This window comes from Glutamicibacter soli, assembly GCF_052322135.1.
GTDB lineage: Bacteria > Actinomycetota > Actinomycetes > Actinomycetales > Micrococcaceae > Glutamicibacter > Glutamicibacter soli.
Map to the genome: position 1 here is coordinate 3,767,535 of NZ_CM125969.1, position 23,173 is coordinate 3,790,707.

The following is a 23,173-nucleotide window of genomic DNA, read 5'->3' on the forward strand; positions in this document are numbered from 1 at the left end:
TTAGGACTCCTTCTGGGTCTCAGCGGTCGCGAAGACCTTGCTGTAAACGGTGTCTTCATCGGTGGCTTGGTCCACGCCACCGGTGTAGCCCTTGGCTTCGACCGGCACCAGGCCGGGGGCCAGCGCGTTCAGGCTTTCCTCGGCGCCCGGGTCGGCCTTCAAGGCCTTGATCCAGTGTTCGCGGCGTGCCGGTGGGATGCGGCCCGATTCGATCGCCGAGTCCACCACCCGGTTGCGGTGCTCCTCGATCTGCTGGTTGCGGGCGTCGCGGCCGGCCGAGGCGTCATTGAGCAGCTGCGAGTACTGCGCCTCGTCGAGCACCACGGTGCCCGGCGCAGGCTGCTGGGCGGACGAGGAGGCGGCAGTATCCTGCGAGTCCTCGGCACGCTCGGCGAGCGCTTCGTCCAGTTCGGCCAGGACCGCTTCCTCGGAAACGTCGGTGGCCTTCGGGTCGATCCCCAGACGCTTGATCACGCCCTGGAGTAGAGAGTCCGACATGTCGGCTCCTTCCTTTGTGTGGGGCTGGTTCGGGGATTCCGTTTCAGCCAGATCGTTTCGCCACTGGCCGGCGACGGCGAGCGCCTCGTCCAGGTGGGCTTGGATGTCGCGCCGGGCTGGCGTGGCATTGGTCGGTGTGGGTGCCGGTGCGGCGCGGCGGCCGGCGTAGGCGAAGACGCTGAAGTCCAGGCGGTTCTTCAGGTCTTCGGCTTCGGTTTCCGCGGTGCCGACGATGCTGTCGGCGAGTCCGGCGGCTACGGCTTCCTCGGCGGTGTACCAGGTCTCGGCGACCATGCGTTCGCGCCATTCGTCGCGGGTGCCGCCGGCGCGGTCGGCGTAGACCGAGGCGATGGTGTTGGAGATGCGGTCGAGGAAGTCGGCGGCTTCGCGGAAGTCGGCTGGGTTGCCGATCGCGATGGTGAGCGCGTCATGGATCATGATTTCGGCGCCCTTGCCCATGACAATCTCGTCGGCTGCCTGGATGATGAAGCTGGCGGCGGAGGCGGCCAACCCGTCCACGGTGGCGATGACCTTGGCCTTGTGCCGCTTGAGCGCATTCATGATGGCCACCGCGTCGTAGACGTCGCCGCCTGGCGAGTTTACGCGGAGGTTGATCGTGTTCGCGGTGACGCCGGAGAGATCCTGCACGAACTGCGATGCTTCGACTCCCCACCATCCGCCGATCTGGTCGTAGATGAAGATCTCGGCCGCGTCGGATTCGGTGCTGGCTTCCATGCGGTACCAGCTGGTCTTGTTCTCAATCCGCGGGGTCCGGGGGTTCTTCTGCTTCTGGTGCGGCATCGGCGGGTGCTCCTTCCGTGGTTAGCTTGGTGCGCGCCGTGGTGTTGTCTGCCGGGGGCAGACCGTAGACGGTGCGCAGGTAGATTTCGAGCGGTTCGTCTACGACGATGGCGCCGCAGTCGATGAGCGCCTTGATTGCCTCGGCTGTGGGCTGGTGGCGTGAGCCGATCTCGTCGAAGGTCACCAGCGGGGCTGGTTCGTCGGGGCCGAAGTTCAGGTCGACCAGGTCTTCGACGATGTGCTGCGAGGCGGTCTCCGCGATATAGCCGGCGAACGTCTGCAGGGACAGGGTGAAGAAGTCCGCGAAGGTGCTTCCCAGCGCCCAGGAACCGGTCTCGGTGCCGAGGTTGAGGAAGTGGGCCAGTACTGCGCGGGCGATCTGCTCGTCGTAGTAGCGGATGGGGGCTTCCGCGTCCGGCAGCTGCCCGGTGACTCCGAGCAGCTCCAGCTTGGCGGACGGCGGGATGGAGGAGCCGGCGGTCTCTCCGGAGCGCACGCCGCGGGCGATGGCCAGGCCAGCGTCCACCTGCTGCTGCATTGCCGCCTGGTACTCGGCGACGGGCATGTTCTCCGGCAGCTCTCCGGCGGTGTACACCGGGAAGCCCATGCCGTTACGGTCCACCGACTGCAGCTGGACCCGGAGCATGCGGTCCTTGAGCAGCCAGAACTTGTATGCCGGGCGAAGCAGCGACTGGCCGAGCCAGTTGCCGCCCTCCCGGTCGAGCACGTACGCGACCAGACGCTCCACACCCATGCTGGATTTCTTGCCGCTCGGGTCGCCGAGCTGGTGCAGGGCCTTGAGCCCGCCGTCGGCGTCCACGTCGATCTGCGAGATGGTGCGCTGCGGGCGGAAGCCCAGCTTGCGGAGCCGCGCGCGGCCTTGGTCGTCGATGCGGTAGACCTGCTCGAAGTACGCGTGTCCGAAGGGAAGCATCAGCAGCGCGAGGCGCAGATGCTCTTTCCAGGAGAACCTGTCTCGGGAGCGCGGCGCGGTGACGGCCGGCTGGCCTTTGATCGGCAGGCCCAGATCCTCGGAGACCAGCTGCACCACCTCGGGGCGCGCCCCGTTCGGGTCGATGCGCCATTCGGTGCGGATAATCGGCAGGGTCACTGCCCGGAGCACTGACATGACCTGCGCGTCCTGCCGTCGCATCTTGTCGTACACCTCGATGTTGAGGGGCCAGCGCAGTTCCGGGGTCTCTTCGTCCTGCTCATAGCCCCAGAAGCTGGAGGCTTGATAGCCTCGCTCGTCTTGCGGTGCGGCCATTGACCCTCCTCTCAAAATCCGATGCTTCCGATGTCCGAGGTGTAGCCCTGCCCGCTGTCATAGCTGGTGTGGCTGTCCTGGACGTGGGTCGCAACGTCGCTGGTCTTCACCGCGGCCGGGGCCGGCGGCGGTGGCAGTTGTCGGTCTTCCTTGCGGGTCAGCAACCACAGCGCGGCCACGGCCGCCATGAGCGGTGCCGTATCGGATGGGGAAGCCTTGTCATCGGGCAGCGTCGCGCCGCCGCTGAACTTCTTCAGCACCGCGGTAGTCGCCGCCAGATCCAGCGGAGGCTGCTTATGGTGGCGCAGGCTCTTGCCGGTGACCTCGTCCATGAATCGAGACCAGCCGTTGGTGAGGTCGGTTCCCTGCCACGGGATCACCGGCACGTCGAAGTCGTTCTCCGGGTCATCCTTGGCTTCGGCCAGATCCTCGATCAATGCGGAAACCTGCGCGCCCTTGGACTGGCCTGTGACGGACTTGATGCGCCCGCGGCGCTTGGAGTTCATCAGGTATCCGCTCGTCCAGCTGGTGCCGTGCCTGGCGGCTACGATCTCCACCTGCGGGCGGCCGTCGGTGCGGTGCCCGGCGAATGCCATGTACACGTACTCGCGGTCGCTGGACTGGGCCAGCCCCACTGTCACATCAGAGACGATCCTGTCGGCTTCCGCGATCTGCGGCATGCCGTCCGGGCCGATCTCCGGCTTGTTCTGTCCTTCTTCCCACACACCTGGCGGGAACGGCCCTTCAAGCACACCGTCCGTCCACTGGCACAAGCACTCGGTACGAAATACCCATTCGGGGTCGGTCTTGCAGGCCGCGGCCAGCGTGCGCTCGGTGAAGCCTGGGTTCCAGCCCACCGAGGGGTTAGCCTGCGCCCAGCCCTCGCGGTCCCACTTCGAGCACCCGGGAGGAGCTGACCATTCGAACAAGCCGAGGGTGTCAGGCTCCTGCTCCCACTCGTCGTCTTCCTCGTACTCCTCGTCATCATGGTCATCAGCGGACTCCATGCCTAGATCGATCACGTCGGGCAGCAGGTCTTCACCGGACTTGCAGATGCCGTCCGGGTCCCCTGCGCCCTCGTGGCCCATCTGGCGAAGGTAACGCAGTACGATGCTGGTCACGTCGCCGGCGTTGGACAGCGCGAGGATCAGCGCTTCCAGCTGGGCCATGGTGGTCTTGGTGATCGCGCCCCAGGCATCCCAGTTCTGATGCTCGCGCAGCTCGTCGAGCAGGATCAGGTTTCCGGTGAAGCCGCGGCCCGCCTTGCGGTTGGCCGCCTTGACCTTGTACCGGGTCTTGACCCGCTTGGTCTGCTTGAAGCTCTCGACGTCACGGATGATCTCCAAGGCCTTCTTGCCGTTGACCTTCACGACCTTGTCGATCAGCGGGGCCAGCTCTTCGGACTCCTCGACCATGTCGACGGCGCCCTGCCAGACTTCCTCCGCGGTCTCCAAGTCCTGCGCGGTACCGAGCACCAGCGGCCAGCCCCACACGCAGATGATCCATAAGGCGAGCACCTGGGACAGCGTGGACTTGCCGTTCTGTCGGGCAATCAGCACCACGACGGTGCGGAAGCGCAGCTGGCCATCTTCCAACAGCTCCAGCATGTGCACCAGCAACCACTTCTGCCACGGAAACAGGTTCACCTTGAGAACCTGCTCCGCGAAGTCGATCACGTCATAACCGAGCGTCCACTCCTCCGCCTCCGGCGAGCGCGGTTCAAGCTGATGCAGCGGCGGGGTGTAGACGCGTGGCTTTTCCTTGCCGTAGAGCTTTGGTCGCTTCTTCCTATCCGGCTTGGCGGCGCTTGTTTGCCCGTTCCTGGAAGCTTGAGACGTTGCTGCCACCGCTTACCCCCTTGTCCTGCTTCGGAGGCTTTGGCGCGGCTCCTGCGCTCAGCGCGGCGGGAGTGATCTGGAGTTCGGAGCACGTCTTCACGTACTGCGGGAGGATCTTCACAACCGCGTCGTTCAGGGCTTCCATGGAGTCGCGCTGCGCTTCGTCGATCATCCATGCCTGGGTGCGGGCCGCGGCGATCAGGCCGGTGTACTTCTTGCCGGCGTCGCCCTGCAAGTGCGGCGAGTTGGCGATGGCCGCGGCGGTGGCGTCGGCCATGTATCCGCGCTTGCGGGTCGGACGGACGAGCGGGGCGAAGCGGTCGCCCCAGGTGCGGACCTGCTCGTTGAGCTTCCGGGCGACTTCCAGAGCGGGGTGGGCTTGGACTTTGCCGCGGGAGTCGCGGACGACCATGCCTTCCTCGTCGATTCGGCTTTCAGCTTCGCGGAGTCGGGAGACCAGGAAACAGTAGGCTTCCAGCGCCTGCCGGTCCACGGTGCCGGCAATGTCGTTGGTGGCCACGATCTCGTCCCAGACTTCCTTGACCTTCTCGGGTAGCCGGTCGGGCGCGTTCAGGCGTGGGTCGCGTTCTTCAGTTCCGTCCACCAGGTCACCTCCTGCGCGGTCAGTTCGCGCGCTTGGATGTCGGCGATGCCGAGCAGCTTGAGCGGCTGGAAGGTTCCCGCGGTGATCGTTTCCAGCTGGGCCGCGGCGATGCCGTTGCCGTCGGTGGCTTCGGAGTCGGCGCGGTCGATGTACTCCGGTCGGAGCCGGGCGACCAGGTCGGAGAGAGTGCGCCGGGATTTGCGCCAGTCCACCATCGTGGCGATGTCCGGGACGCTCATGTGAGGGTAGTCGGCCAGCACGTCGCGGACGGCCGGCTCGAATTCCTCAGTGGCGTTCGGTCTCCAGTACTCCATGCGCGCGTCCTCGGCGAGCGCCCTGCGAACTGCGTTGCGGGACACCTCGTGGTCTCGGGAGATCTCGCGGATGCCTCGGCCGTCGGCGTGCAGCTGGATGATCTTGGGACGGTCACGCATGACGGCTGCTATTCGAAGTGGACGATCGGTTCGGTGGAGGTGGCGACGATCGGCGTCAGCACTTCCATCTGCTCGTCGGTCGTCGAGTCATGCACGTAGAGGATGTCAGCTACAGCGCCGCGGCACTCGCACGAGTTCGCGGCCAGGACGCGGATGCTTCCGCCATTCTGAAAGTTGATGAGACGTTTGCCAGGGACTCGCGAGATGCGCGACGGGTCCAAGTCCAATGCTGGATCAATCAGCGCGTCCAGCCCGATCTTGGCGCTCTGAGCACCGGGGAATGCAATGGCCACGCGCTTGCCCAGCGCGGCTTCGGTGAGCACCGCCTGCAGCGCTCCCTTGGTTGGAATCACGGTTTTCACGATGGGGACCTTTCGCTCATACAGTGAGGCGGGTTCACTTTCACCGCCATATTGCCTTGTCAACCCTAAAAATGGTTCCGAAATCCTCAGGGGGGAGAGGGAGGTAACCGGCGCGACTTTCTCCCAGCTCGGGGTGCTGGATTTTATTGGGCCTCGACCCGTTTACCAGTCATCCTTGAGGCCCAGACCGGTCTGGACGTTCGGGCCGGCGGACTTGTTGCAGTCCAGATGCGCCGGCGCCCAGTTGCTCTTGTCCCAGGTGAGCTGTGGAAAGAGCTTGCGGGGCTTGACGTGCTGCACACTGCACGACTGCGGATGCGGATACTCCAACGAGTAATCGATGGTGAGCTCACAGATCACGCATGGTGTCTTCGCTCGTCGGCCCTTGGCCTTGACCTGACGCAGCGCTTCGGACGCAGCGCGTCCGCTCCACGGCTTGACCGGCATCTGACTCAGGCTCATGAGCTGATCACCTCCTGAGTCCGGACACAACGAAGCCCCGAACCTCTGAGAGATTCGGGGCTTCGATTGAGCCACTAAGGCCATTCAATCAGTAAATTTACGGTGCTATGTCAAGTCCGTCAAATCAAGCCAACTTCTTCGATAGCCTCGGTCCTCTCCGCTTCTGCGCACCCATGGACTTGAGCATGTTCGTCCAGGTGTCCCACTGCACCGCATGCCCTGCATTACTGGAGCACTGCACGATGTGAGCACCTGCCCTGTTCTCCACCACAATCAACTGAGCACCACAGCCCGGGCGCTTGCAGAACTGGTCCGGCAGATCAACCTTTGTCTCAGACCCATGCGTTGCCGTGACCGTCCAGCCCGCCGCGTCCCGGATCCACCAGTAGGCATTCTTCGTGAACGTCTTGTCCGCGGCCCCCGCGATCTTCACCGCCTGGCTCCGAGACAACCACTCCGCCAAACTGCCGGTGTCCTGGTACACGGGCAACTGCACACCATGGTCATCGACCAACCGCAGCACCACAGACCAGATGTTGTCCCTCACCACAAGCAGTGCATCTGACACCGCCACGTTGATCGGCACCGGCGCCTCGATCCGCTGTGCATGGCGCTCACTGCCACCACCACCGAACCCGGCATGCAACGCTTCCTGCGCATCATCCCATCGAGCGGCCACGAACCTCAGGTCGGCAATCATCTGGTCATTGCACTCACCGCACAAGCTCAGCCCAGGCAACGAGGCCGGGGGCCAACTATCAGGGTTATCCAGCAGATGAACCACGCACACCCCCGCCGCCTTCCGTGCCATCTGGATGCAACCCCAGCACCCGCAATACGGCGACTCCCTATGCTCTCCCAACAACAGCACCCCCTCGCAGCACTCGAATGATCTGACCCGACACGTAATCGATCGGGCGCCACACCTCGGCCGTCGCGCCACCACGACGCAAGCCGTTGATCCAGGACTCCTGATCCGGGCTCACCCGACCGGTCTGGGTCTTCAGCTCAGCGAACACGATCTTTCCGGACCTGCCGTGCACGAGCACCAGATCTGGGAAGCCAGGATTAGAGCGCCGGCTATCGGCGGTGTGATAGGTCAGCGTGTATCCCAGCGTCTTGGCCAGCTGGATCACCTGAGATTGGAAGGTTGCTTCGCTCCACAACAGAGCAGGATGGTTCTTCATCATGAGTTCTTTCTCTTACGAGGTCTTCTACGTCTTGAGCGGTTGGCAGGAGGGCTTGACGGTTTAGGAGATTCAGGGTGGGAAAGATCGCGTCCCCCGCCCCTACCCGTCACGTCCCGGCCCGACCCGTCCCGACCCGTCCCGGCAGATCTAGATCCGACACCCTCAGGTTTCTTGATGATCAATTGATTATTTTTTGATTCGGAGTTGATCGGAGCCGGTGCGTGGGACGAGCCGGTGGTTACCGTTGCGTCGTCGCCAGCTGGAGTCTCACCCTGGTGGGGAGTCTCGACAGCCTCGCTGCCCAGTGCTTCGAGCATCTCCGAGTAGTCGTGGAGCCCTGCGTCGATGTCCGAGAAGGACACGCGCTCTTTCCTGGCCGGTTGCACCGTTGCCTCGGAGTGCTCAACCACGGGCGCTGCCGTTGCTTCCTGATCGGTGCGGGCGGACGAGCCGGTGGTAGCCGTTGCGTCGTCGTTTGCCGTTGCCTCAGCCGAAGCTGTGGCCGGAGCCTGCGCCTTTTCAGGTGCCGGAGCGGTTGTGGGAGCGTGCAGCTCAACACGTTCGGTGGAAACCTTAGCCAGGATGCCCGCCTTGTCGCGCAGCCACGCGACGGTGTCGGCGGTGAAGTACGGCGTTCCTGGTGCCGGTCTGAGTTCCTTGTCCCAGTACTCACCAGCCTTTCTCTTTGAATTGCAGGACTTGCAGGAGACCACGAGCCGTTCGATCGGCGTCGGGTCGGAATTGTCCAGGTCCTTCGGGTCGAGGTGGTCAATCTCCCCGGCCCGGATGGACTTGCGGTCATTGTTGAATGTGACCAGGCGGCCACACCAGCGGCACTCGGCGCCATCACGCTTGATGATGGCGCCCTTCTTGGCCATGTCGTAGGTGTCCGCGCGACGGTTCTTCTCGCGGTCCTTGTCCGACTTGAGGATCATGTGGAAGAGATCTTCATCCTCCACGAGCTTGAGTACCCGGCGCATACTGCCGTTCTCCTCAATCTCCTTCTCTTCCAGAATCCCGCAGTACAGCGCCGCGCCGAGCAGGTCCTTGTACCTGCTCAGGCCGGCGAGCTGCTTGGCCGTGCCGATCTCCACGATGTAGTCCCGGTCAAACGCGGCCGATTGCGTGGCGCAGCGGTTGGCCCAGCCGTACATCTCATTCAGGAGACGATCGTCAACCTCGTCCAGCTCCAGAACACGCAGCACCAACGGGTGATTCGCCGATACGTCCGACTGCTTCAACCACGACATGCTTGTTCCTGTTCGTATCTCTCGCACACGGCAGCCTGAAGGCTACGGCGAGCGCTGGTGGGTGGTGTTTGGTGTTTCTGTGGTTTAGCACTGGTTCGCGCCTGCTGGAGGCTCTGGGAGGCGGTAGAGGTGCCAGACGAATGAGCCGGCCAGGCAGCTGGCGAGGTGCTCGGCGCCGTCGGGGATGCTTTGCCCGGTGCCGAAGATCTGGACCCGTTGGCGGCCTATGGACTTGGCGAGCGTGTGGTCTGCTACCAGTTGGGTTTCGACCCAGACTTCGACGCGATCCTTCTCATGGGTGATGTGCTTATTCCGGTATTCGGTGAAGTGCACGATCTTCCCGGCCGGGATCTCGTGCGCCTGGTCGTTGACCTTGAGTTCGTGTCGGTAGATTCGACGGTTCATGGTGTGGCCTCAATTCTGATGATGTGTTCGGGGTGGGCTTTGGTCTCCATCTGCTCGCCGTTCCACTTGACGGTGAGCTTGCTGGAGAACTCGCTGTGCGAGGTGAAGACGATCTGGCCGTACATCATCTTGTTTCCTGGCAGCGGGACGCGTGCGTGAAGTCCGTGGTGGAAGGAGTTGATCTCTCCGATGCGGATCTCTTCCATGTCGTGGAGCGGGTGGAGCAGCTGCGGCGGTCCCTGGTGCTCGTGGTCTTCGGTCATTCGGTCTTGGTCTCCTTCCTGATCTGTGCGGCGCGGGTACGGATTATCCGCATGATGTGACGCCCAGCAGTCATCTGGCCGTTTCCCCGATCGCTCCCAGGCATGTCTGCTTCGAGAACATGTGCCATTTCTTCGAGTGCTTCGGCGCGTACGTTGGCCAGTACCCTGTCGAACTTCGCTGGGTCTAAGCGCACCTGCCCGCCCCACTCGAAGTGTGTACGGAGCGTTGAAACTGTCCACCGACCGCTGGGCGACCCCGGCAGGGCAGCCGCGAAGTACCCGCCGACGAGCTCTGCAACCTTGTCGATGTACTCGGCGCGAATTCGGGGGTGCAGGTGCTCCCAATCAGCGTCCCAGTTGCCCTTTCCGTACTGGTTGTAGAGCTTCTTCGCCGTCGATTCGATCGCGAACGGGTCGAGCCGGGGCTGTTCAGGCATTGATCTCGTCCTCCCACTGAGCTCCTACCGATGGGCCTCGTTCGGGCATCCGCAACGGAACCCGAATTCGGTACGTGCGGACCTTGATCGGCAAATACGATCGCCCGTTCCTCTTCTTGTGAGCCCACTTCTGGTTCTTCTGCCCGATGCGCTCAATGGCGAAGGTCTCCACGGTGAACTTGTTCCCGGTGATCACCATGCGGGATTCAAGTGGCACGTAATGCCGCACGCCATTCGCCGTCGCCCATTCGAAGAGCACATCTCGCTGTGCCTGGTTCAGCTTCGCGAGGTTGATGATTCCTGGCTTCATGGTTACCTCCTCCTAGTTGGTTCCGGCGATGCGTGGTATTGCGATGTGTGTTGGTTCGGCCTGTCGGGTGGCCGGTGCCGGCGGTGCGGTCGGGGCTTCTGGTTCTACGTCCGGCATGCGCAGGGCTGGGCCTGGGCTGTCGCCGGCGTAGAAGTGCTGCATCTGGATGAGCATGGTTGGGGTGATTCCGGTCCAGACGCTCGGGACGATAGCCCGGGCGCCGAACTCGTCCATCCACGGGTTCAGGGACTCGGGCTTGTATTCGTCCTCGGCCCAGATGATCCGGTCCCCCGCGCGGCCAACGTCGGCCAAGTACTCGCCGATGGCCGTGGACTTGTGGAAGGTATCGTTCCGGCCCAGCTTGAGCCATGGCCACAGGCCCGCGCCCTGCAGGCCGATCTTCTCCCCGAAGGTTGGGGCTTGGCGTTGCCAGGAGCTGGACCAGATGACCTGCACGTCGTAGTCGTGGATGAGCTGGTTCAGGCCGGCGATCATCCGCGGCGAGATGATCTCGCCCCACTGCTTGCCGTCCACGCGCGTGAAGTCAGCCCAGGCCTGCTTGTGTTGCGGGACGGTGTAGGCGCGCCATGCGTTGAGCACGCCGTCGATGTCGAGAAAGAGGTAATTCGTCATCTCGTCTCAGGCCACCTTCGCGACATCTGACTGGCGGATGTTCTGCGCAGTGGCAACTGCTCCGAAGATCTCATTCACGGCAGCGAGAACGGCGTCCCAAATGAGGCCACCAGCGTCAGCGAGATCCTCGCCGAGGTACTGAAACGCCCGAAATGGGTTGGCCTGGATACGTGCAGTGCGGATCTCCTGCTTGACCTGGTGGAGCGTCTGGCGCAGGTTCTTCTCGTACAGGGCTGTCATGCGCGGCTGCCCGGTCTGCCGGCAGTGCTCTGCGCGCTTGGCCAGGTCGATTGCTCTAGCGATGCTCGGGCTGCTCATGATCGGCTTTCCTTTCGTTGTCGATGGAGGTTCGTAGGAATCTGGCGAGGATGTAGGCGGTGATTGGAGACTGGAAGACGAGCAAGCCGATGCCCAGCACCAGCCAAGACCAGGCGCTCATTGCCCGGCCTCCGGCGAGCGCTTGCCAGCGATGCTGATTTTGGTGCTGGGGGTCAGTGCGTATTCGCCGGTACTGGTCGTGATCTTGACGGCCTTGAACTCCATGGGAATCAGGTTGCCGTTGTCCTCTTCGACCTCGACCTGCATCGTTCCGTGCGAGACGCTTTCCAGCGTTCCGAAGGTTCCGATGGTGCGTCCGAGGTCGGTGCCGTTGAGGCGGCGGGCTTCGATTGTGACGCTCATGCTGAGACCAGGTATCCGTGGAAGGCTTCGTGGTCGTCGCAGACGTCGGCGGCTGGGTACAGGCGCGAGCGTTCCCAGACGTTGCCGTTTTCGTCGAGGTTGCCCCAGGCCCACCAGTGGTTCTCGTGGAAGGTGAATTCCACGAGGTCGGCGGCGTCGAGCAGGGCTTCGATGGTTTCGCCGGTGACGTTTTCGACGTGCTGGCGGATTGCTTCGTCCGCGCTGTGTGCGTCGGTGGTGCCGGTGACCAGCCACTGGTCTCCGTCTTCGCCCATGTCTCTTACGGTGATGGTCTCGTTCATGGCTGGAGCCTTTCCTTGAGCTTCATGATTTCGGTTGGCTGGTAGCCGAACCAGGTGTGGGTGTCGTCGGTGCTCGCGTCGTAGACGACGACGCAGGGAAGTTCGCCGGTCACGCCGAGGAGCTTGGCTTCGCGCTTCAGCTCGTCGATCAGGGTCTTTTCTTCGTCGTGGACCAGGATCTTGTTGAAGGGAATGCCTTCTTTGTCGAGCTTCCGCATGGTTGCCTTGCACGGCTGGCAGCCGAAGGGCTTCGCGTACACGGTGACGCGCAGCGGGCTCGGGGCCTGCGAGACGTCCTCGGCGAGCGCTTCGGTGGTGGTCTGCTGGGTCATGAGGCCACCCCGCTGGATTCGAGGAAGTCGGCGGATCTTCTCAGGCTGGCCAGCAGGCGGGCGATGGCAGCGGCGCCGGCGGCGGTGACCTTGAGGGTGTGCATGACTTCGCCCTTGAAGCGTGGTGCGTCGTGGGCGAGGACGGCTTGGAAGTACTGCTTCTTGTCGGCCATGGCGCTGTAGCGGTACAGGGGGACGAGCTTCTGGGCTTTCTCGGACCAGCGGGTGGAGGTTTGCTGGTAGATCCACTTTTTGGAGATCAGCAGTGCGCGCAGCTCTTGTTCGCCTACCTTGAGGTCGGACGCGATGGTGCGCAGGGTGAGGAGGTCTTCGTCGGCGACGAAGGTTTCCACGTACTCGATCTTCGGGCGGGCGGCTTCGAGCTGGCGAGCCTGCTCGTCTACCTGGGCTTGCAGTTCGCCCATCAAGGCCATGGTGCGTTCGGCCAGGGACATGGGGCGCTGGTACTGGCCGGTCTTGCGGATGGCTGGCAGGACTTCGTGCGTCAGCCAGCGCTTGAAGGCTTTGGCTTCGGGCTTGCGGGAGCGCAGGACCAGTGAGTACATGCCGGCTTCGGTCACGTAGGCCATTTGCTGGGCTCCGCCAAGGGTGTCGGCAGTAACGACACCCTTTTCGTCTTCGTCCAAAGTGGATACTGCATCGCGGGCGTTGCGGATTTCGAGCACGTCGCATAGGTCGTTCGCGATGAAGCAAGGCTCGCCATTGATCAGCAGGGTGCGCACTTCCTCGTCTTGGTAGATCCAAGTTTCGATTGCGGTCAAGGTTTCCTCCTTACAAAGGTTTTCGGTTGTTATTTGTGAAACAAGGTTTCACGGTGGCTGGTTAGCCTGGGGTGGGTGCGTTGAGGTCGTGGCGGGCCAGCAGCAGGGGCAGGTCTTCGGGCTTGACCAGCACGTCGCGGGCTTTGCTTCCCTCGTGAGGCCCGACGATGCCCAGCTTCTCGATTTCATCCATGAACCGCATGGCTTTAGCGAAGCCGATGCGGAGCTTGCGCTGCAGCATCGAGACGGAGCCGAACTGGCTGGACACGATCAGGTCGATGGCCTCGCGCATCAGCTCGGCCTCGTCCGGGTCATCCGTTGGCGCCGGGGCCACGTCGATGGTCACCGTGTTTCCGTGGATAGAGGCCACGTTGCCCAGGTGCTCGGCCGCGGATTCCACGACGGCGGACATCAGCGCGCTGGTGGTCTCCGGACGAACTCCGCCGCGTTCCTTGAGCGCGTAGGCCAGCGCCGGCAACCTGCGGGTCCAGCCCTCACGGGAGGACGCGAGCTTCACGGCCAGCTCGGTTCCTTCCTCGGCACTGACCGGCATCAGCATGCCAATGAACGACTCACCGCAGCTGATCAGCATGCGGGTCTTGGTGCTGGTCGGCTCAATCGCCAGGGGCTCCTTATAGGCGGCCGAGGCGTGGGCGAACAGCTGCAGCAACTTGCCGTTGGCCATGATGCGGGCCGGCACGCGCTTCTCCGAGGAGACAGCGTCCAGGAACAGGCGTGGCAGGTTCGGGAACACCTCGGAGCTGTTCCCGTTCGGGACGATGTAGGTCTTGCCCGGGAACAGGCCGGAGATGTCCGTGAAGGTCAGCTCCTTGCCGGTCATCGTGATGCGCAGCGAGTCGCCGATCTCGTCCTCCGGCTGGTTCTTCGACGTCTTGAACACGGACAGCAGCTCCTTGACCACTGTCGGATCCAGATCGAAGCAGTCCTCCTGCGGGTCTCCCGTCAGGCCCTCGGCCTCCCAGACACTCACGATCGCCAGCGCGGCCGACGCGGTGTTGGTTGCCTGGACGTAGATGTGGCCATCGTCCGCGGTGAAGTGCACAACGTCCAGGCCGGTGCTCGCGTCGTTGTGCACGTGCGGCTGCACCGACACCAGCGCGTGTCTCAGGTCTGCGGTATTGATCGTCAAGATCATGATGTGGCCGCCTTTCTCTTTCGTCTCTGGTCTGCTTGTCTTCTCTTGAAGTTCTCCCGCTCCTTCGCGGTCATGCCGCCCAGGGTGCCGTGCTGGATGTTCGCGGTGAACGCGTAGTCCCTGCAGGTGAACTGAACCGGGCAGCTCGCACAGATGCGCTGGCCCTCGATCGCGGCGGCCGGGGCCTCGCTGACCGGGAACCACGGGTCGGGCTGGCCCTTCTCGAACTTGTAGCTCCGGCAGACAGCCAGGTCTCGCCAGTCGGTCGCGTCCGAGTGCGTTGCCGGCTGGTGCCGGACGGTGCTTGCGCTACTCCTGGTCAGCACGGTGGCTCCTGCTCCGGCGGAGTACCCGCCAGGCGGAGCCGGCCGCGTTTTGACCAACGCAACTCCTTGACCCGCTGTCCGGCCTCACGGAGCACCTGGTCACGGTCGTGGCCACTTAACGCGAGCAGCTTCCCGCCGTGGTCGCGTGCCGGCTGGCCCGGGGCTTCCCAGATCTTCGCGCCCCACACCAGCTCACCCGCGGCCAAGCCCGGGCTGCAACGCACCACCGCGCGCGGCCATTCCACCGCCTCCGGGTCCTTGTTCTCGAACTCGGCGTACATACGGCCGCGGTCGATCACGCGCGGCGCCGGAGCGGCCGCAGCAGGATGCACCGAGCTGCTCCGGTTGCGGTCCACATCGGCCAACGTGATCTTGCGGTTCCGGCGCAGCGACCCGGCGCCACCGGCCGGCGGGACAGCCTGCTCGTCGGAGGTCTGATGCCACGGCATTAGTTGGCCTCGCCTTCATCCGGAGCGCAGCCGGTGCAGATGGTCGCGCCGGTCGGCTCGAACGGCTCCGTACCGCAGGACTGGCAGGCATCGTCCGGCACCTCGACCAGGTCCAGCTCGCGGTTACGCTGAGGCTCCTTGGCGGCGGAGTACTGCATTGCCTCCACTTCGTCCAAGTCGAGCTCGTACCCAAGCTGCTCCATCAAGAACAGGTAGTACTCGCTGGTGCGAATCCACGCACCCCGGAAGTTCTTACCTTCGTACCGCGAGCGTTCGAAGCCCTTGAGCTTGCCAATGGCTTCTTCGGCTCTGATCAGGCTGCTGAACGCGAGCATGCGACCAAGGTTGGCCAGAGTGAAGCGGCTCAGATGGTTCGTGACACGCTCCGACCACTGCTCACGCGCTTCCACCGATCCGGGGTTCTCGGCATCAACCTCCGGAACCGGCAGGCCGATGATTTCGCCGAGTACCTCACGGCCATCTTCGTCGTAGCGGATGTTTTCAAAGATCTGCTCGGCGATGGCCTGCTTGGCGAACGCCTCGTCCGCCTTGGTGCTCTGGAATGCTTCGGCAATGAACGCGCGGCGGGTGCGGGACACGATGGACAGCATGCTGTTGAGCTTCGACTGGGTCTGCTTTTCCAGCTTCTCGGCTTCGGACAGCTCAGGCTTGGCCTTCTTCTCCTTGGCATACCAGGTCGGCTCCGCGTCCCGGTAGGCGAAGTGGTAACGGTGGCCGGCTTTCACGTGCTCCTGGTCGGACATCTCGTCCTCGACCTTGGCCCACGCGCTGCTGTAGGTCATCTCGTAGTTGCCCTCGATGGCCTCGGCTGCTTCAAGCTCCGCCTTGCGCTCGTCGCGACGGATCGAGACTTCAGTTTCGGCGATGATGCGCTCGACGGTTTCGACGCTAGCGCCGTTCGGCATCCCCTCGATCTTTTCCAGCGAACGTTCATAGAGGCCAGCGACACCGGACTGGTCTTCGAGGTCCTGCAGGCGCTGCACAGCGTCCAGACCCAACCGACCGGAGGTGTAGGCCTTGGACAGCCCATCATTGCGCTGGGCCACCTTGGCGCGGGTCAGGACTTCCTTGCGTGACATCTTGGCCTTCTTGCCGATGGTCGTCACGTCCTGGCCAAGGTCGAAGTACCGCTGGATGCCGTGCGAGACTTCGGCATCGCTGGTGCGCTTGTGGGTTCGCCCGGTGGTCATGGCCATATCCACGTCCGCGACCTGGTCGCGGTCGGTGGCCGGCTTCACGATGCACGGGACTTCCGTGATCTGGGCCTTGAGCGACGCGAGGTAGCGGCGGTTTCCGTCACGCACGATGTAGTCGCCCTCGATCTGCGGATGCGGGTACACCGTTAGCGGCTGCTGCACGCCGAACTGCTTGATCTGCTCGGCCAAGAACTCAAGGTCACCCATGTCCTCACGGATGTTGTCCTCGTTCTCGTGCAACGAGCTGATAGGCAAGACTTCGAGTCTGCCGACGAATTTAGGCAAAGAAATACACCCCTAGGTGAGAAAAGAATGATTGGTTGGCCGGTTCCTCCGGCCGAGGTGCCAGCTAGTGGCCAGCGGTGGCGCTCAGCGCCTGGTGTCCTCGCAGCTCGGAGCTGGCCCAGTCCACAACGGCACCGAAACAGGTCGCCGTGAACAACAACATGGTCAGCAGGCCCAGCCCGTTCGGCAGCGGAAGGACGAAGTACAGTGCGAGAGCCAGGACGGCGACGGTCGGAATCCAGATGCGCCACATGCGGCGCGAGTTGGCCTGGTAGATCTGATCGGCGCTCACTAGAGTCCACCCCCAAATAGGGACTCTGCCGGCACCGGCTCAGGAACGACCACGGTCGAGAAGTCGGCGACCTCCATGCCGTTCACATGGATGTGCCCGGCACCCTGCTCGCCCTCGGAAGTGAGCGAGCCAGCTTCCACGAACACGTTGCATCCGCGGTATTTGTTCTTAGCCCAGGACTGCACGGCGGCCACGGCCTTCTTCGTACGGTCCGACTTCGGGTAGTCCAGCCAGGACACATGCAACGTCGCCGACGGGCGACCGGAGCCTTTCGGGTTGATGACCACGCGGCCTTCGATTCTCGGCACGACTAATCCCTTAGCTGTTGTTGTTCGGGCGGATCGGGCAGTTCGGGTTCTCGCAGTTCGCGGCATGATCCCCGGCAGCCGCATCGAAGATTTCCTGGAACGAACTCCCGGAAGCGAGTTTGCGGCCCATCTCATTGGCCGACCGGCCCATGGCCTCCATGGCCTTCGTCTGGGCCTCGGCAGCCTTAGCCGTAGCGAGGTTCCGGCGGCGCAAGCTACGCACCAAGCTGATGCCCTCGATGGCCAGCCAGTTCGCAGAGAACGCCAGCGACAACGCAGCACCGGCGAGCGCGGTGGTGATGATGTCGTTCATGCTGCTGCTCCTGCGGTGGTTGCTGGGCGGGTTGCGGTTTCGGCGCGCCAGCTGGCGTAGACGGCGGCTGCGGCGCGGAGGCACTGGGCCCGAGTTGGTCGAGGTGCGGGCGGCTTCGCCGTGACGTTATTTTGTGGGTTCGATACACTAGGCATTGGAATCACACCTTTCTTGCTTACTGGTTTTGGTTTCGCCGCTCCCAGCAGGTGCAACTGCTGGGGGCTTTTCGTTTTCTGCAGCTTCCTCCGTGCGGATGATCTCTCCGCCGAGGCTCACGCTTTCCGCCCATTCCTGGAATGCCAAGCCGTACGCGGCCGAGGCCTGGACGAACAGGATCTGCGCGTCGTCCGCCTTCGCTTTCGCCGCCTTGTAGACAGCTAGGTCAAGCGGGTCATACCGGTTATCGCGGACCAAACGGTCGGCAATGTCTCGTGCAGCCAAATCAGCAACTCCCCTGGCTTCCGCCGCGTTATGGCGCGCCTTCGCCACGACCACCCTCGCTTGGTCGCACTTCAGTCCAAGTTCTGCACTCATGCCGTCTCCTTCTTCTTGACTTCACGTTCAGGAAAATCTGACACGTGAGTCAAAAAGAGATCTTCGACCCCAACGCCCAAGAACTTTGCGATTCGCAACGCCGGCTCGGGCTCCAAGGTCTTCACTTCTCCTTTTACTAGCCGATTCATGTAGCTGTGCGAGCGCCACCCCGCGGCCTTCGCGAGGGTGCGATTGGAAACGTCCTGCACGATCATGAGTCGCTGGAGCATCTTTCTGTCCCGGAGTTCCATCCAAAGACCTCCAATTGCTCGTGGGTTCTTGACGATGTTCACTGTACCGCCTTTCGTTACTGTGTGTCCAGTGAAACTTTACTTTATGGATTCTCCGGTGTCCACCCCCACCTGCGCCCGAACCCCCTAATCCGCGCCAATCTAGGGGAATATTGCCAAAAAATGATAAGTTTCTAGTGTCCAGTTTGGCTGTACTAATGGTGTCCGCGTCGCTTGTGCCAGCCACTCCGTCTAGTCCAAGGTTGCTTCGTGAACGAAATCCACGCCCTAGGGGCACTGCTTCAAGAAGCCATGGACCGCAACGGGTGGTCACTGCGCGCGTTGTCAGCAAGGGCCGACGCCAGGGGGTTCAAAATGAGCCACTCGAATTTCGGGCGACTCAAGGATGAACCAGTGACCAGCATGAAGGGAGAAACAATCAAGATGCTCTCCCAGGTGCTTCAGGTTCCCGAATCCCGCGTAGCAGCCGCAGCCCTCGCCTCAATGAACATCGACCTACCCACGGTCGAAGATCAGCGCCCCCTACTGGATCTCGTTCTCTCCTCAAATGAACTAAGCGCACGCGATCAGCGGATACTCCTATCCGTAATTTCCGCAATGCGCGACGACGAGAGCGGAACCGATGGACAACCTGACCCAGAAGCACCAAACGCATCGAAACCTCCACGCCTCCGAGCCGTGGCGCCCACGAGTGACTCTGGCGCTGGACAGAAGACTGGGCTTACCGAAGCTGAGGACAAAGTAACCCCACCTCCCATCGAGCAGCTCGCTGCGCACTTCCCGTTCGAAACCGAGCACGAGAAGTTCGAGCGCCTACACGGCGAGCGCGGTGAGGAGAATCAGGATCCGGGGTCTGATTTTTAGGTTCCTGGTTTAGTCGGGTTCGTTTTTTCATATTTGGTAGTTGTCGGGCTCTACCCATATATTCGAACGTATGTTCGATGTTTTGGGCAAGTTGAGCACGCTTGTCACCGCCGCGGTTGAGTTCACACGCCCGCACCCTTCCGTACCCGCAGCCACTGACGGGCGGAGGATTTGGGTAGATCCCAAGTTGAAACGCGCTGAGCTGCGGTGCGCGCTGGCTCATGAGGCTATGCACATCAAGCACGGGCACACCTCATGCCAGGGACCAGCCAAAGAGCGGCAGATACGCTTGGAGGTCGCTCAATTCTTGATCCCTTTTGAGGACCTGCAGCGCGTGGCAGGCTGGGCGCGCTGCCCCGAAGACATGGCGGAAGAACTGGACGTGCTGACGGAAGTCGTGATCGATCGCCTGCAGACGCTTGATGGCGATCAGATCCAGCAGCTCTGGCCGGCCAACGAACATAGCGCTTAGCGCTTATCCACACACCGTACTTTCTTGTTCTCCGCGTTCCTACGCGCTTAGAGACTAGAAAGTATCACCGATATACACAGGAGAATCCACAGTGACTACGAATGAACTTCCGACCAACGATGTGCCTTTCGAGCTGCCTGCCACCGCTTTCGGATGCGCGCCAAGAGAAGTCACCGCCGAGGAGGACAATCTCCTGAAGCTACTCATCGGCCGCCTGGATGAGCTGACCCGCCCGAACCGGCCAGGGAGGTTGAAGTGACCAACACAGCACGCCCTCGGGCAATCCTCTACCTGCGTCAGTCCATCTCTCGCGAAGACTCCATCAGTTTGGAGCTGCAGGAGGAAGCCGGCCGACAATACTGCGCACAGCGCGACTACCAGGTGGTCAGCGTAGAAGCGGACCCGGGCATCAGCGGGCGCACCTGGAACCGGCCCGCCGTGCAACGCACCATGGCCAGCATCGAGAACGGTGAGGCGGACGTCATCGTCCTCTGGAAATGGTCACGGCTCTCCCGCGCACGCAAAGACTGGGCCCTGGCCATCGACAAAGTCGAATCCGCCGGCGGCCGCATCGAATCCGCTACCGAACAAGTGGACGTCACCACCTCCACCGGACGCTTCGCCCGCGGCATGCTCGCCGAATTCGCCGCATTCGAATCCGAACGCATCGGCGACACCTGGAAGGAAGCACAGCACCGCCGCATCACCCAAGGAAAGCCCGCCAACGGCCGCAAACGCTTCGGATACACATACACCCGCGAAACCGGTTTCACGCCCCACCCAGACGAAGCGGCGGCTCTACGGGAGCTATACAGGATGTACCTCGTCGGGCACACCACGCGAGAGCTCGTCGAATACCTGAACAGCACCGGCATCAAGCCAACCCACAAGTACAGCAGCGTCGTCGCGGAAACCTGGTCAGGCGACACCATCATGCGCATCCTGGACAACCCTTTCGCCACCGGACGCTTCCGGCACGGCGGCCAAACACACCAGGGAATCCACGAACCAATCATCGACGAAGAAACCTGGGCCGAATACCAGGCACGTCGCCGGGACCGGGTGAAACGCTCACGCGCCGAAAGCTCGCAATACCTGCTCACCGGCATGCTCTATTGTGCGATCTGCGGCAGCAAGGCCTACGGCGGCCGACACGCCCCCACCGGCCGCGTCGCCTACTCCTGCAAGCAAGCCAGTTACTACAAGCTCCACCGCGGCGGCTACGTCAACGAGGACAAGATCCTGGAGCACCTGCTCCCCTGGCTGGAAAATCTTGCCGACGAAATCAACGCACTTGCCGACGCGGAACCCGCACACGTTCAGGTCGCCGACCCCGCGCCGGCTATTCGGCGAGCAATCATCAAGCTGGACAGCCGTCGCGATGCGTTGACGGACAAGATGCTGGATGGGCTAGTTCCGGATGATGTGTACCGGCGGAAGCTGGCAGAGCTGGATCAGGAGAAAACGCAACAGCAGCAGCGGCTGCAGGACATCGAGGCAGCACAGAAAGTTGGAGACCTCCACCTGACCGCGGACCTCATCCGAGACTGGCCCAGCATGCAGCTCAGCGCACGGCGCGAGCTGCTGTCTAGGCTCGTCTCACGGATCGAGTACACCGCTCAGCGGCCGAACCTCGATGTAGAGGTCATTGCGAAGTGGTCTTAGAATCTTGTTTTTCCATAGGGGCAGGGAAGAGGTACTTGGCGATGATGTGCATGATCGCGATAACTTCTGCCACAACCGACACCAGCCAAGCGGATAGCACCAGATGATGCGCAGCCCCATTGGTTTGGGCGATGTACACCAGAACCCCCATATTGCTGCAAACCAGAACGAAGAATGCCATAGCTACAGCAACACTAAAGAAGCTAGAACGCAGCTCGTTCTCCTGCTTGGCTTTCTCCTGAACATGCTTTCGCATCTCATCGCGATGTTGCGCATTGTTCAAGAAACTTTGCCGTTGGCGCTTCTTGTAGTCTTCTTCTCCCGAGTCGTTCTCAGGGGCTAAGCCCGGCTTGCCGCTTTGGTCTCCTGCCGGAGGCCCGCCAACCGATTGATCCATCCCGGGGAGCTGATCTTGAGATATTAGAGCCTCCGCGGACTGAGTGCGAAGAACATCGACATTCTTCAGATCAGCCATGCTGGCAGAGAAGGGAACCTTCTTACTGCCAGCATTCGGCTTCTCCGGGTTAGATGAGCCCAAGCTTGTTGATCCTCATTTGAGCAGCCGATTTCGAAACAGCAAAGTACTCCGCAACCTGCGATGCGTCCGAAGTCATTTCGTACACGGTACGAAACTCGAATTCCGGCATCAGTAAGTTCGCTGCGTAGGTGTCTGCATAGAGCTCATGGAGGGAGTACCCGTTGCCACCGCGGCGCTCAACGAAAGAATACTCCGCGTCTCCAGCGATAACGCGTTCAAAGTAGTGACCCAGTTCGTGAGCAATAGTGAATCTCTGTCGCGTAAAGTCTTGGGTCTCTTCCACCAAGATGGTTACGTCGCCAGGGCGAGCCACGATCGCACCGGAAATATCTTCAAGCAAGCGGGCAAATTCAACCTTGATACCCTGCGCTTTTGCAAGCTTGCGGGGATCAATTGGGAATTCGCCATCCCATAGTTCACGGAGAGTTTGCTCAGCAGCTTCTGCTGCGGCATCCTTGACAAGCATCAATACCCCCTATGGTCGCAATCTTGTTATCCACAGATTCTGTGGATAACAATGTTGACAGTTACATAGTATCTATGTATCTATCCGAACAATAGACACTACAGAAAAATTGCACCTGTTGCGAATTGTTATAAATGCTCCGTAACGAGAATCGCATCGTTGCAAAGTGATTAAACGTGTGCATGCTTTATCGGTTCATGATTGCAAGATTGCGAACCACACATAACGCGCAGTAACAGTGGTCACCGCCATGGCCTCGAACGCGACCAGGAACACCAGGATGAACATGCCCAGAGTCGTGGACAGGTACTGCGGCGCGTAGATGGTCTCGACGCCGGGCGCACCGGTACGAGAGCTTTTGTTCTGGGGCATGGAATCATTCTCGCAGAACCGCGGCGGCTTCAGTCCACCCGTGGGATCGGCGGCTATCCGCCCAGTGCGTGCAGCGAAAAGGCGCTGAGGAATCCGGCGGTGACCAGCAGCCCGGTGTAGTCGTGGTCCACCGCGTAGGCCTCGGGAATCATGGTGTCGGCGATCATCGTGAGGATGCCTCCCGCGGCCACGGCGGTGGTGAAGGCCAGCACCTCGGCAGGCATGCCCTCCAAGGCAATCGCCCCGATGAAGGCGGCCAGACCGCTGGCCAGCACGATCGAGCCCCACAGGGCGAAGATCGACCGGCTACTGCGCCCGGAGGCCTTCATATCCGCCGAACTAGCCAGCCCCTCGGGAATGTTGGAGACGAAAATGGCGATCAGCATGGTCGGATTCACGCTGGCTCCCGCGACAAGCCCCAGGCCCAGCGCCACGGATTCCGGGATGCCGTCGATCAGCGCGCCGACGGCGATGGCTGATCCGGAGGAGGATCCGGAGCTGCCTGCCTGGGTGCGGCTTCTCTTGCGGCTGCGCCTGGCCAGCAGCGCGTTGGCGCCGAAGTAGAGCAGGGCGCCGGCAGCGACCCCGGCGGCCGTGGCCGCCAGCCCGCCCATGGTGAAGGCCTCCAGCACCAACTCGAAGCTCAGCGCGCTGACCAGCACGCCGGCGCCGAACGCCATGACGGCGCAGACCCAGACCCGGGGAATTCGCAGCCACCAGGCCGCTACGGCCCCGATCAGCAGCGCTGATCCGGCCACGGTTCCCCAGAGCAACGCTTGGAGGGAGACGAACATGACACCCACTATAGTTGGCG

37 protein-coding genes and 1 pseudogene are annotated in these 23,173 nt (G+C 62.3%); 4 read left to right on the forward strand and 34 right to left on the reverse strand.

Annotation, left to right across the window (positions count from 1 at the left end):
* The 30 genes and pseudogenes from ACTX90_RS17800 to ACTX90_RS17945 all read right to left on the reverse strand — a co-directional run bounded on the left by ACTX90_RS17800 (nucleotide 1) and on the right by ACTX90_RS17945 (nucleotide 18,024).
* Complete coding sequence (locus ACTX90_RS17800; RefSeq protein ID WP_443442608.1) at nucleotides 1-1,299, reverse strand: head maturation protease, ClpP-related; 1,299 nt, start codon at nucleotides 1,297-1,299, stop codon at nucleotides 1-3.
* Complete coding sequence (locus ACTX90_RS17805; protein ID WP_443442609.1) at nucleotides 1,256-2,566, reverse strand: phage portal protein family protein; 1,311 nt, start codon at nucleotides 2,564-2,566, stop codon at nucleotides 1,256-1,258. Before ACTX90_RS17805 ends, ACTX90_RS17800 begins: the two co-directional genes overlap by 44 nt.
* 11 nt (nucleotides 2,567-2,577) lie before the next feature.
* Nucleotides 2,578-4,413: a terminase large subunit domain-containing protein gene (locus ACTX90_RS17810; RefSeq protein ID WP_443442610.1), complete on the reverse strand. Its 1,836-nt coding sequence runs from the start codon at nucleotides 4,411-4,413 to the stop codon at nucleotides 2,578-2,580.
* Nucleotides 4,355-5,008 (reverse strand): phage terminase small subunit P27 family, encoded by a 654-nt coding sequence (locus tag ACTX90_RS17815; protein WP_443442611.1) that lies wholly within the window; start codon nucleotides 5,006-5,008, stop codon nucleotides 4,355-4,357. Before ACTX90_RS17815 ends, ACTX90_RS17810 begins: the two co-directional genes overlap by 59 nt.
* The gene (locus ACTX90_RS17820; RefSeq protein ID WP_443442612.1) at nucleotides 4,975-5,442 is read right to left on the reverse strand and encodes a hypothetical protein; all 468 of its coding nucleotides are present in this window, start codon (nucleotides 5,440-5,442) and stop codon (nucleotides 4,975-4,977) included. The genes ACTX90_RS17815 and ACTX90_RS17820 overlap by 34 nt, the downstream gene beginning before the upstream one ends.
* Nucleotides 5,443-5,450: 8 nt before the next feature.
* Nucleotides 5,451-5,804 (reverse strand): hypothetical protein, encoded by a 354-nt coding sequence (locus ACTX90_RS17825; protein WP_424679098.1) that lies wholly within the window; start codon nucleotides 5,802-5,804, stop codon nucleotides 5,451-5,453.
* 162 nt (nucleotides 5,805-5,966) lie between these two features.
* Nucleotides 5,967-6,266 carry an HNH endonuclease gene (locus ACTX90_RS17830; protein ID WP_443442613.1) on the reverse strand — a complete coding sequence of 100 codons (300 nt, stop codon included), beginning with the start codon at nucleotides 6,264-6,266 and terminating at the stop codon, nucleotides 5,967-5,969.
* Between the two features lie 124 nt (nucleotides 6,267-6,390).
* A complete protein-coding gene (locus tag ACTX90_RS17835) occupies nucleotides 6,391-6,966 on the reverse strand; it encodes a hypothetical protein (protein ID WP_443442614.1) in 576 nt (191 codons plus the stop codon).
* 148 nt (nucleotides 6,967-7,114) lie between these two features.
* Entirely contained in the window at nucleotides 7,115-7,456 is a 342-nt protein-coding gene (locus ACTX90_RS17840; RefSeq protein WP_443442615.1) for a VRR-NUC domain-containing protein, read from the reverse strand.
* Nucleotides 7,453-8,706, reverse strand: coding sequence for an HNH endonuclease (locus ACTX90_RS17845; protein ID WP_443442616.1), 1,254 nt, complete (start codon nucleotides 8,704-8,706; stop codon nucleotides 7,453-7,455). The genes ACTX90_RS17840 and ACTX90_RS17845 overlap by 4 nt, the downstream gene beginning before the upstream one ends.
* Nucleotides 8,707-8,790: 84 nt before the next feature.
* Nucleotides 8,791-9,111 (reverse strand): DUF7352 domain-containing protein, encoded by a 321-nt coding sequence (locus ACTX90_RS17850; protein WP_443442617.1) that lies wholly within the window; start codon nucleotides 9,109-9,111, stop codon nucleotides 8,791-8,793.
* Complete coding sequence (locus ACTX90_RS17855) at nucleotides 9,108-9,374, reverse strand: hypothetical protein (RefSeq protein ID WP_443442618.1); 267 nt, start codon at nucleotides 9,372-9,374, stop codon at nucleotides 9,108-9,110. Before ACTX90_RS17855 ends, ACTX90_RS17850 begins: the two co-directional genes overlap by 4 nt.
* Entirely contained in the window at nucleotides 9,371-9,811 is a 441-nt protein-coding gene (locus ACTX90_RS17860; RefSeq protein WP_443442619.1) for a hypothetical protein, read from the reverse strand. The genes ACTX90_RS17855 and ACTX90_RS17860 overlap by 4 nt, the downstream gene beginning before the upstream one ends.
* Nucleotides 9,804-10,121: a hypothetical protein gene (locus tag ACTX90_RS17865; protein ID WP_443442620.1), complete on the reverse strand. Its 318-nt coding sequence runs from the start codon at nucleotides 10,119-10,121 to the stop codon at nucleotides 9,804-9,806. The genes ACTX90_RS17860 and ACTX90_RS17865 overlap by 8 nt, the downstream gene beginning before the upstream one ends.
* Before the next feature lie 12 nt (nucleotides 10,122-10,133).
* Nucleotides 10,134-10,754 (reverse strand): HAD domain-containing protein, encoded by a 621-nt coding sequence (locus ACTX90_RS17870; protein WP_443442621.1) that lies wholly within the window; start codon nucleotides 10,752-10,754, stop codon nucleotides 10,134-10,136.
* 6 nt (nucleotides 10,755-10,760) lie between these two features.
* Nucleotides 10,761-11,072: a hypothetical protein gene (locus tag ACTX90_RS17875; protein ID WP_424679088.1), complete on the reverse strand. Its 312-nt coding sequence runs from the start codon at nucleotides 11,070-11,072 to the stop codon at nucleotides 10,761-10,763.
* Complete coding sequence (locus ACTX90_RS17880) at nucleotides 11,050-11,193, reverse strand: hypothetical protein (protein ID WP_183043231.1); 144 nt, start codon at nucleotides 11,191-11,193, stop codon at nucleotides 11,050-11,052. Before ACTX90_RS17880 ends, ACTX90_RS17875 begins: the two co-directional genes overlap by 23 nt.
* Complete coding sequence (locus tag ACTX90_RS17885; RefSeq protein ID WP_443442622.1) at nucleotides 11,190-11,435, reverse strand: hypothetical protein; 246 nt, start codon at nucleotides 11,433-11,435, stop codon at nucleotides 11,190-11,192. The genes ACTX90_RS17880 and ACTX90_RS17885 overlap by 4 nt, the downstream gene beginning before the upstream one ends.
* On the reverse strand, nucleotides 11,432-11,737 hold the full coding sequence (locus ACTX90_RS17890) for a hypothetical protein (protein ID WP_443442623.1): 306 nt from the start codon (nucleotides 11,735-11,737) through the stop codon (nucleotides 11,432-11,434). The genes ACTX90_RS17885 and ACTX90_RS17890 overlap by 4 nt, the downstream gene beginning before the upstream one ends.
* Nucleotides 11,734-12,069: a glutaredoxin family protein gene (locus ACTX90_RS17895; RefSeq protein WP_443442624.1), complete on the reverse strand. Its 336-nt coding sequence runs from the start codon at nucleotides 12,067-12,069 to the stop codon at nucleotides 11,734-11,736. The genes ACTX90_RS17890 and ACTX90_RS17895 overlap by 4 nt, the downstream gene beginning before the upstream one ends.
* Nucleotides 12,066-12,851: a BRO family protein gene (locus ACTX90_RS17900; RefSeq protein WP_443442625.1), complete on the reverse strand. Its 786-nt coding sequence runs from the start codon at nucleotides 12,849-12,851 to the stop codon at nucleotides 12,066-12,068. The genes ACTX90_RS17895 and ACTX90_RS17900 overlap by 4 nt, the downstream gene beginning before the upstream one ends.
* A 94-nt stretch (nucleotides 12,852-12,945) precedes the next feature.
* Nucleotides 12,946-13,119: pseudogene (locus ACTX90_RS17905) on the reverse strand (DNA translocase FtsK); the annotation flags it as partial.
* Between the two features lie 884 nt (nucleotides 13,120-14,003).
* On the reverse strand, nucleotides 14,004-14,333 hold the full coding sequence (locus ACTX90_RS17910; protein WP_443442626.1) for a WhiB family transcriptional regulator: 330 nt from the start codon (nucleotides 14,331-14,333) through the stop codon (nucleotides 14,004-14,006).
* A complete protein-coding gene (locus ACTX90_RS17915) occupies nucleotides 14,327-14,782 on the reverse strand; it encodes a hypothetical protein (protein WP_443442627.1) in 456 nt (151 codons plus the stop codon). Before ACTX90_RS17915 ends, ACTX90_RS17910 begins: the two co-directional genes overlap by 7 nt.
* Nucleotides 14,782-16,254, reverse strand: coding sequence for a ParB/RepB/Spo0J family partition protein (locus tag ACTX90_RS17920; protein WP_443442628.1), 1,473 nt, complete (start codon nucleotides 16,252-16,254; stop codon nucleotides 14,782-14,784). The genes ACTX90_RS17915 and ACTX90_RS17920 overlap by 1 nt, the downstream gene beginning before the upstream one ends.
* Nucleotides 16,255-16,348: 94 nt before the next feature.
* A complete protein-coding gene (locus ACTX90_RS17925; RefSeq protein ID WP_443442629.1) occupies nucleotides 16,349-16,576 on the reverse strand; it encodes a hypothetical protein in 228 nt (75 codons plus the stop codon).
* Complete coding sequence (locus tag ACTX90_RS17930) at nucleotides 16,576-16,884, reverse strand: hypothetical protein (RefSeq protein ID WP_443442630.1); 309 nt, start codon at nucleotides 16,882-16,884, stop codon at nucleotides 16,576-16,578. Before ACTX90_RS17930 ends, ACTX90_RS17925 begins: the two co-directional genes overlap by 1 nt.
* A 10-nt stretch (nucleotides 16,885-16,894) precedes the next feature.
* On the reverse strand, nucleotides 16,895-17,197 hold the full coding sequence (locus ACTX90_RS17935; RefSeq protein ID WP_443442631.1) for a hypothetical protein: 303 nt from the start codon (nucleotides 17,195-17,197) through the stop codon (nucleotides 16,895-16,897).
* 147 nt (nucleotides 17,198-17,344) lie between these two features.
* Entirely contained in the window at nucleotides 17,345-17,731 is a 387-nt protein-coding gene (locus ACTX90_RS17940; protein ID WP_443442632.1) for a hypothetical protein, read from the reverse strand.
* A complete protein-coding gene (locus tag ACTX90_RS17945) occupies nucleotides 17,728-18,024 on the reverse strand; it encodes a helix-turn-helix domain-containing protein (RefSeq protein ID WP_443442633.1) in 297 nt (98 codons plus the stop codon). The genes ACTX90_RS17940 and ACTX90_RS17945 overlap by 4 nt, the downstream gene beginning before the upstream one ends.
* A 207-nt stretch (nucleotides 18,025-18,231) precedes the next feature.
* On the opposite strand from ACTX90_RS17945, the gene ACTX90_RS17950 reads away from it, so the two are divergent.
* The 4 genes from ACTX90_RS17950 to ACTX90_RS17965 all read left to right on the forward strand — a co-directional run bounded on the left by ACTX90_RS17950 (nucleotide 18,232) and on the right by ACTX90_RS17965 (nucleotide 20,983).
* A complete protein-coding gene (locus ACTX90_RS17950; RefSeq protein WP_443442634.1) occupies nucleotides 18,232-18,846 on the forward strand; it encodes a hypothetical protein in 615 nt (204 codons plus the stop codon).
* 70 nt (nucleotides 18,847-18,916) lie between these two features.
* Nucleotides 18,917-19,318, forward strand: coding sequence for an ImmA/IrrE family metallo-endopeptidase (locus ACTX90_RS17955; protein WP_443442635.1), 402 nt, complete (start codon nucleotides 18,917-18,919; stop codon nucleotides 19,316-19,318).
* A 91-nt stretch (nucleotides 19,319-19,409) separates the two neighbouring features.
* Nucleotides 19,410-19,577 carry a hypothetical protein gene (locus tag ACTX90_RS17960; RefSeq protein ID WP_443442636.1) on the forward strand — a complete coding sequence of 56 codons (168 nt, stop codon included), beginning with the start codon at nucleotides 19,410-19,412 and terminating at the stop codon, nucleotides 19,575-19,577.
* On the forward strand, nucleotides 19,574-20,983 hold the full coding sequence (locus tag ACTX90_RS17965; RefSeq protein WP_443442637.1) for a recombinase family protein: 1,410 nt from the start codon (nucleotides 19,574-19,576) through the stop codon (nucleotides 20,981-20,983). The genes ACTX90_RS17960 and ACTX90_RS17965 overlap by 4 nt, the downstream gene beginning before the upstream one ends.
* On the opposite strand, the gene ACTX90_RS17970 is transcribed toward ACTX90_RS17965, so the two are convergent.
* The 4 genes from ACTX90_RS17970 to ACTX90_RS17985 all read right to left on the reverse strand — a co-directional run bounded on the left by ACTX90_RS17970 (nucleotide 20,964) and on the right by ACTX90_RS17985 (nucleotide 23,153).
* Nucleotides 20,964-21,458 (reverse strand): hypothetical protein, encoded by a 495-nt coding sequence (locus ACTX90_RS17970; RefSeq protein WP_120991649.1) that lies wholly within the window; start codon nucleotides 21,456-21,458, stop codon nucleotides 20,964-20,966. The genes ACTX90_RS17965 and ACTX90_RS17970 overlap by 20 nt on opposite strands.
* Before the next feature lie 49 nt (nucleotides 21,459-21,507).
* Nucleotides 21,508-21,987, reverse strand: coding sequence for an ImmA/IrrE family metallo-endopeptidase (locus tag ACTX90_RS17975; protein WP_443442638.1), 480 nt, complete (start codon nucleotides 21,985-21,987; stop codon nucleotides 21,508-21,510).
* A gap of 195 nt (nucleotides 21,988-22,182) precedes the next feature.
* Nucleotides 22,183-22,359, reverse strand: a complete 177-nt coding sequence (locus ACTX90_RS17980; protein ID WP_443442639.1) for a hypothetical protein — start codon at nucleotides 22,357-22,359, stop codon at nucleotides 22,183-22,185.
* Nucleotides 22,360-22,412: 53 nt separating this feature from the next.
* Complete coding sequence (locus ACTX90_RS17985; RefSeq protein WP_047120524.1) at nucleotides 22,413-23,153, reverse strand: ZIP family metal transporter; 741 nt, start codon at nucleotides 23,151-23,153, stop codon at nucleotides 22,413-22,415.
* Between the last annotated feature and the right edge of the window lie 20 nt (nucleotides 23,154-23,173).

Bases quoted from the DNA above. Each gene is read 5' to 3' on its own strand.
- ACTX90_RS17800 (WP_443442608.1), bottom strand. From the start codon at position 1,299: ATGCCGCACCAGAAGCAGAAGAACCCCCGGACCCCGCGGATTGAGAAC.
- ACTX90_RS17805 (WP_443442609.1), bottom strand. From the start codon at position 2,566: ATGGCCGCACCGCAAGACGAGCGAGGCTATCAAGCCTCCAGCTTCTGG.
- ACTX90_RS17820 (WP_443442612.1), bottom strand. From the start codon at position 5,442: ATGCGTGACCGTCCCAAGATCATCCAGCTGCACGCCGACGGCCGAGGC.
- ACTX90_RS17830 (WP_443442613.1), bottom strand. From the start codon at position 6,266: ATGAGCCTGAGTCAGATGCCGGTCAAGCCGTGGAGCGGACGCGCTGCG.
- ACTX90_RS17835 (WP_443442614.1), bottom strand. From the start codon at position 6,966: ATGATTGCCGACCTGAGGTTCGTGGCCGCTCGATGGGATGATGCGCAG.
- ACTX90_RS17840 (WP_443442615.1), bottom strand. From the start codon at position 7,456: ATGATGAAGAACCATCCTGCTCTGTTGTGGAGCGAAGCAACCTTCCAA.
- ACTX90_RS17845 (WP_443442616.1), bottom strand. From the start codon at position 8,706: ATGTCGTGGTTGAAGCAGTCGGACGTATCGGCGAATCACCCGTTGGTG.
- ACTX90_RS17850 (WP_443442617.1), bottom strand. From the start codon at position 9,111: ATGAACCGTCGAATCTACCGACACGAACTCAAGGTCAACGACCAGGCG.
- ACTX90_RS17855 (WP_443442618.1), bottom strand. From the start codon at position 9,374: ATGACCGAAGACCACGAGCACCAGGGACCGCCGCAGCTGCTCCACCCG.
- ACTX90_RS17860 (WP_443442619.1), bottom strand. From the start codon at position 9,811: ATGCCTGAACAGCCCCGGCTCGACCCGTTCGCGATCGAATCGACGGCG.
- ACTX90_RS17865 (WP_443442620.1), bottom strand. From the start codon at position 10,121: ATGAAGCCAGGAATCATCAACCTCGCGAAGCTGAACCAGGCACAGCGA.
- ACTX90_RS17870 (WP_443442621.1), bottom strand. From the start codon at position 10,754: ATGACGAATTACCTCTTTCTCGACATCGACGGCGTGCTCAACGCATGG.
- ACTX90_RS17875 (WP_424679088.1), bottom strand. From the start codon at position 11,072: ATGAGCAGCCCGAGCATCGCTAGAGCAATCGACCTGGCCAAGCGCGCA.
- ACTX90_RS17880 (WP_183043231.1), bottom strand. From the start codon at position 11,193: ATGAGCGCCTGGTCTTGGCTGGTGCTGGGCATCGGCTTGCTCGTCTTC.
- ACTX90_RS17885 (WP_443442622.1), bottom strand. From the start codon at position 11,435: ATGAGCGTCACAATCGAAGCCCGCCGCCTCAACGGCACCGACCTCGGA.
- ACTX90_RS17890 (WP_443442623.1), bottom strand. From the start codon at position 11,737: ATGAACGAGACCATCACCGTAAGAGACATGGGCGAAGACGGAGACCAG.
- ACTX90_RS17895 (WP_443442624.1), bottom strand. From the start codon at position 12,069: ATGACCCAGCAGACCACCACCGAAGCGCTCGCCGAGGACGTCTCGCAG.
- ACTX90_RS17915 (WP_443442627.1), bottom strand. From the start codon at position 14,782: ATGCCGTGGCATCAGACCTCCGACGAGCAGGCTGTCCCGCCGGCCGGT.
- ACTX90_RS17935 (WP_443442631.1), bottom strand. From the start codon at position 17,197: ATGAACGACATCATCACCACCGCGCTCGCCGGTGCTGCGTTGTCGCTG.
- ACTX90_RS17940 (WP_443442632.1), bottom strand. From the start codon at position 17,731: ATGAGTGCAGAACTTGGACTGAAGTGCGACCAAGCGAGGGTGGTCGTG.
- ACTX90_RS17955 (WP_443442635.1), top strand. From the start codon at position 18,917: ATGTTCGATGTTTTGGGCAAGTTGAGCACGCTTGTCACCGCCGCGGTT.
- ACTX90_RS17970 (WP_120991649.1), bottom strand. From the start codon at position 21,458: ATGGCTGATCTGAAGAATGTCGATGTTCTTCGCACTCAGTCCGCGGAG.
- ACTX90_RS17975 (WP_443442638.1), bottom strand. From the start codon at position 21,987: ATGCTTGTCAAGGATGCCGCAGCAGAAGCTGCTGAGCAAACTCTCCGT.
- ACTX90_RS17980 (WP_443442639.1), bottom strand. From the start codon at position 22,359: ATGCCCCAGAACAAAAGCTCTCGTACCGGTGCGCCCGGCGTCGAGACC.
- ACTX90_RS17985 (WP_047120524.1), bottom strand. From the start codon at position 23,153: ATGTTCGTCTCCCTCCAAGCGTTGCTCTGGGGAACCGTGGCCGGATCA.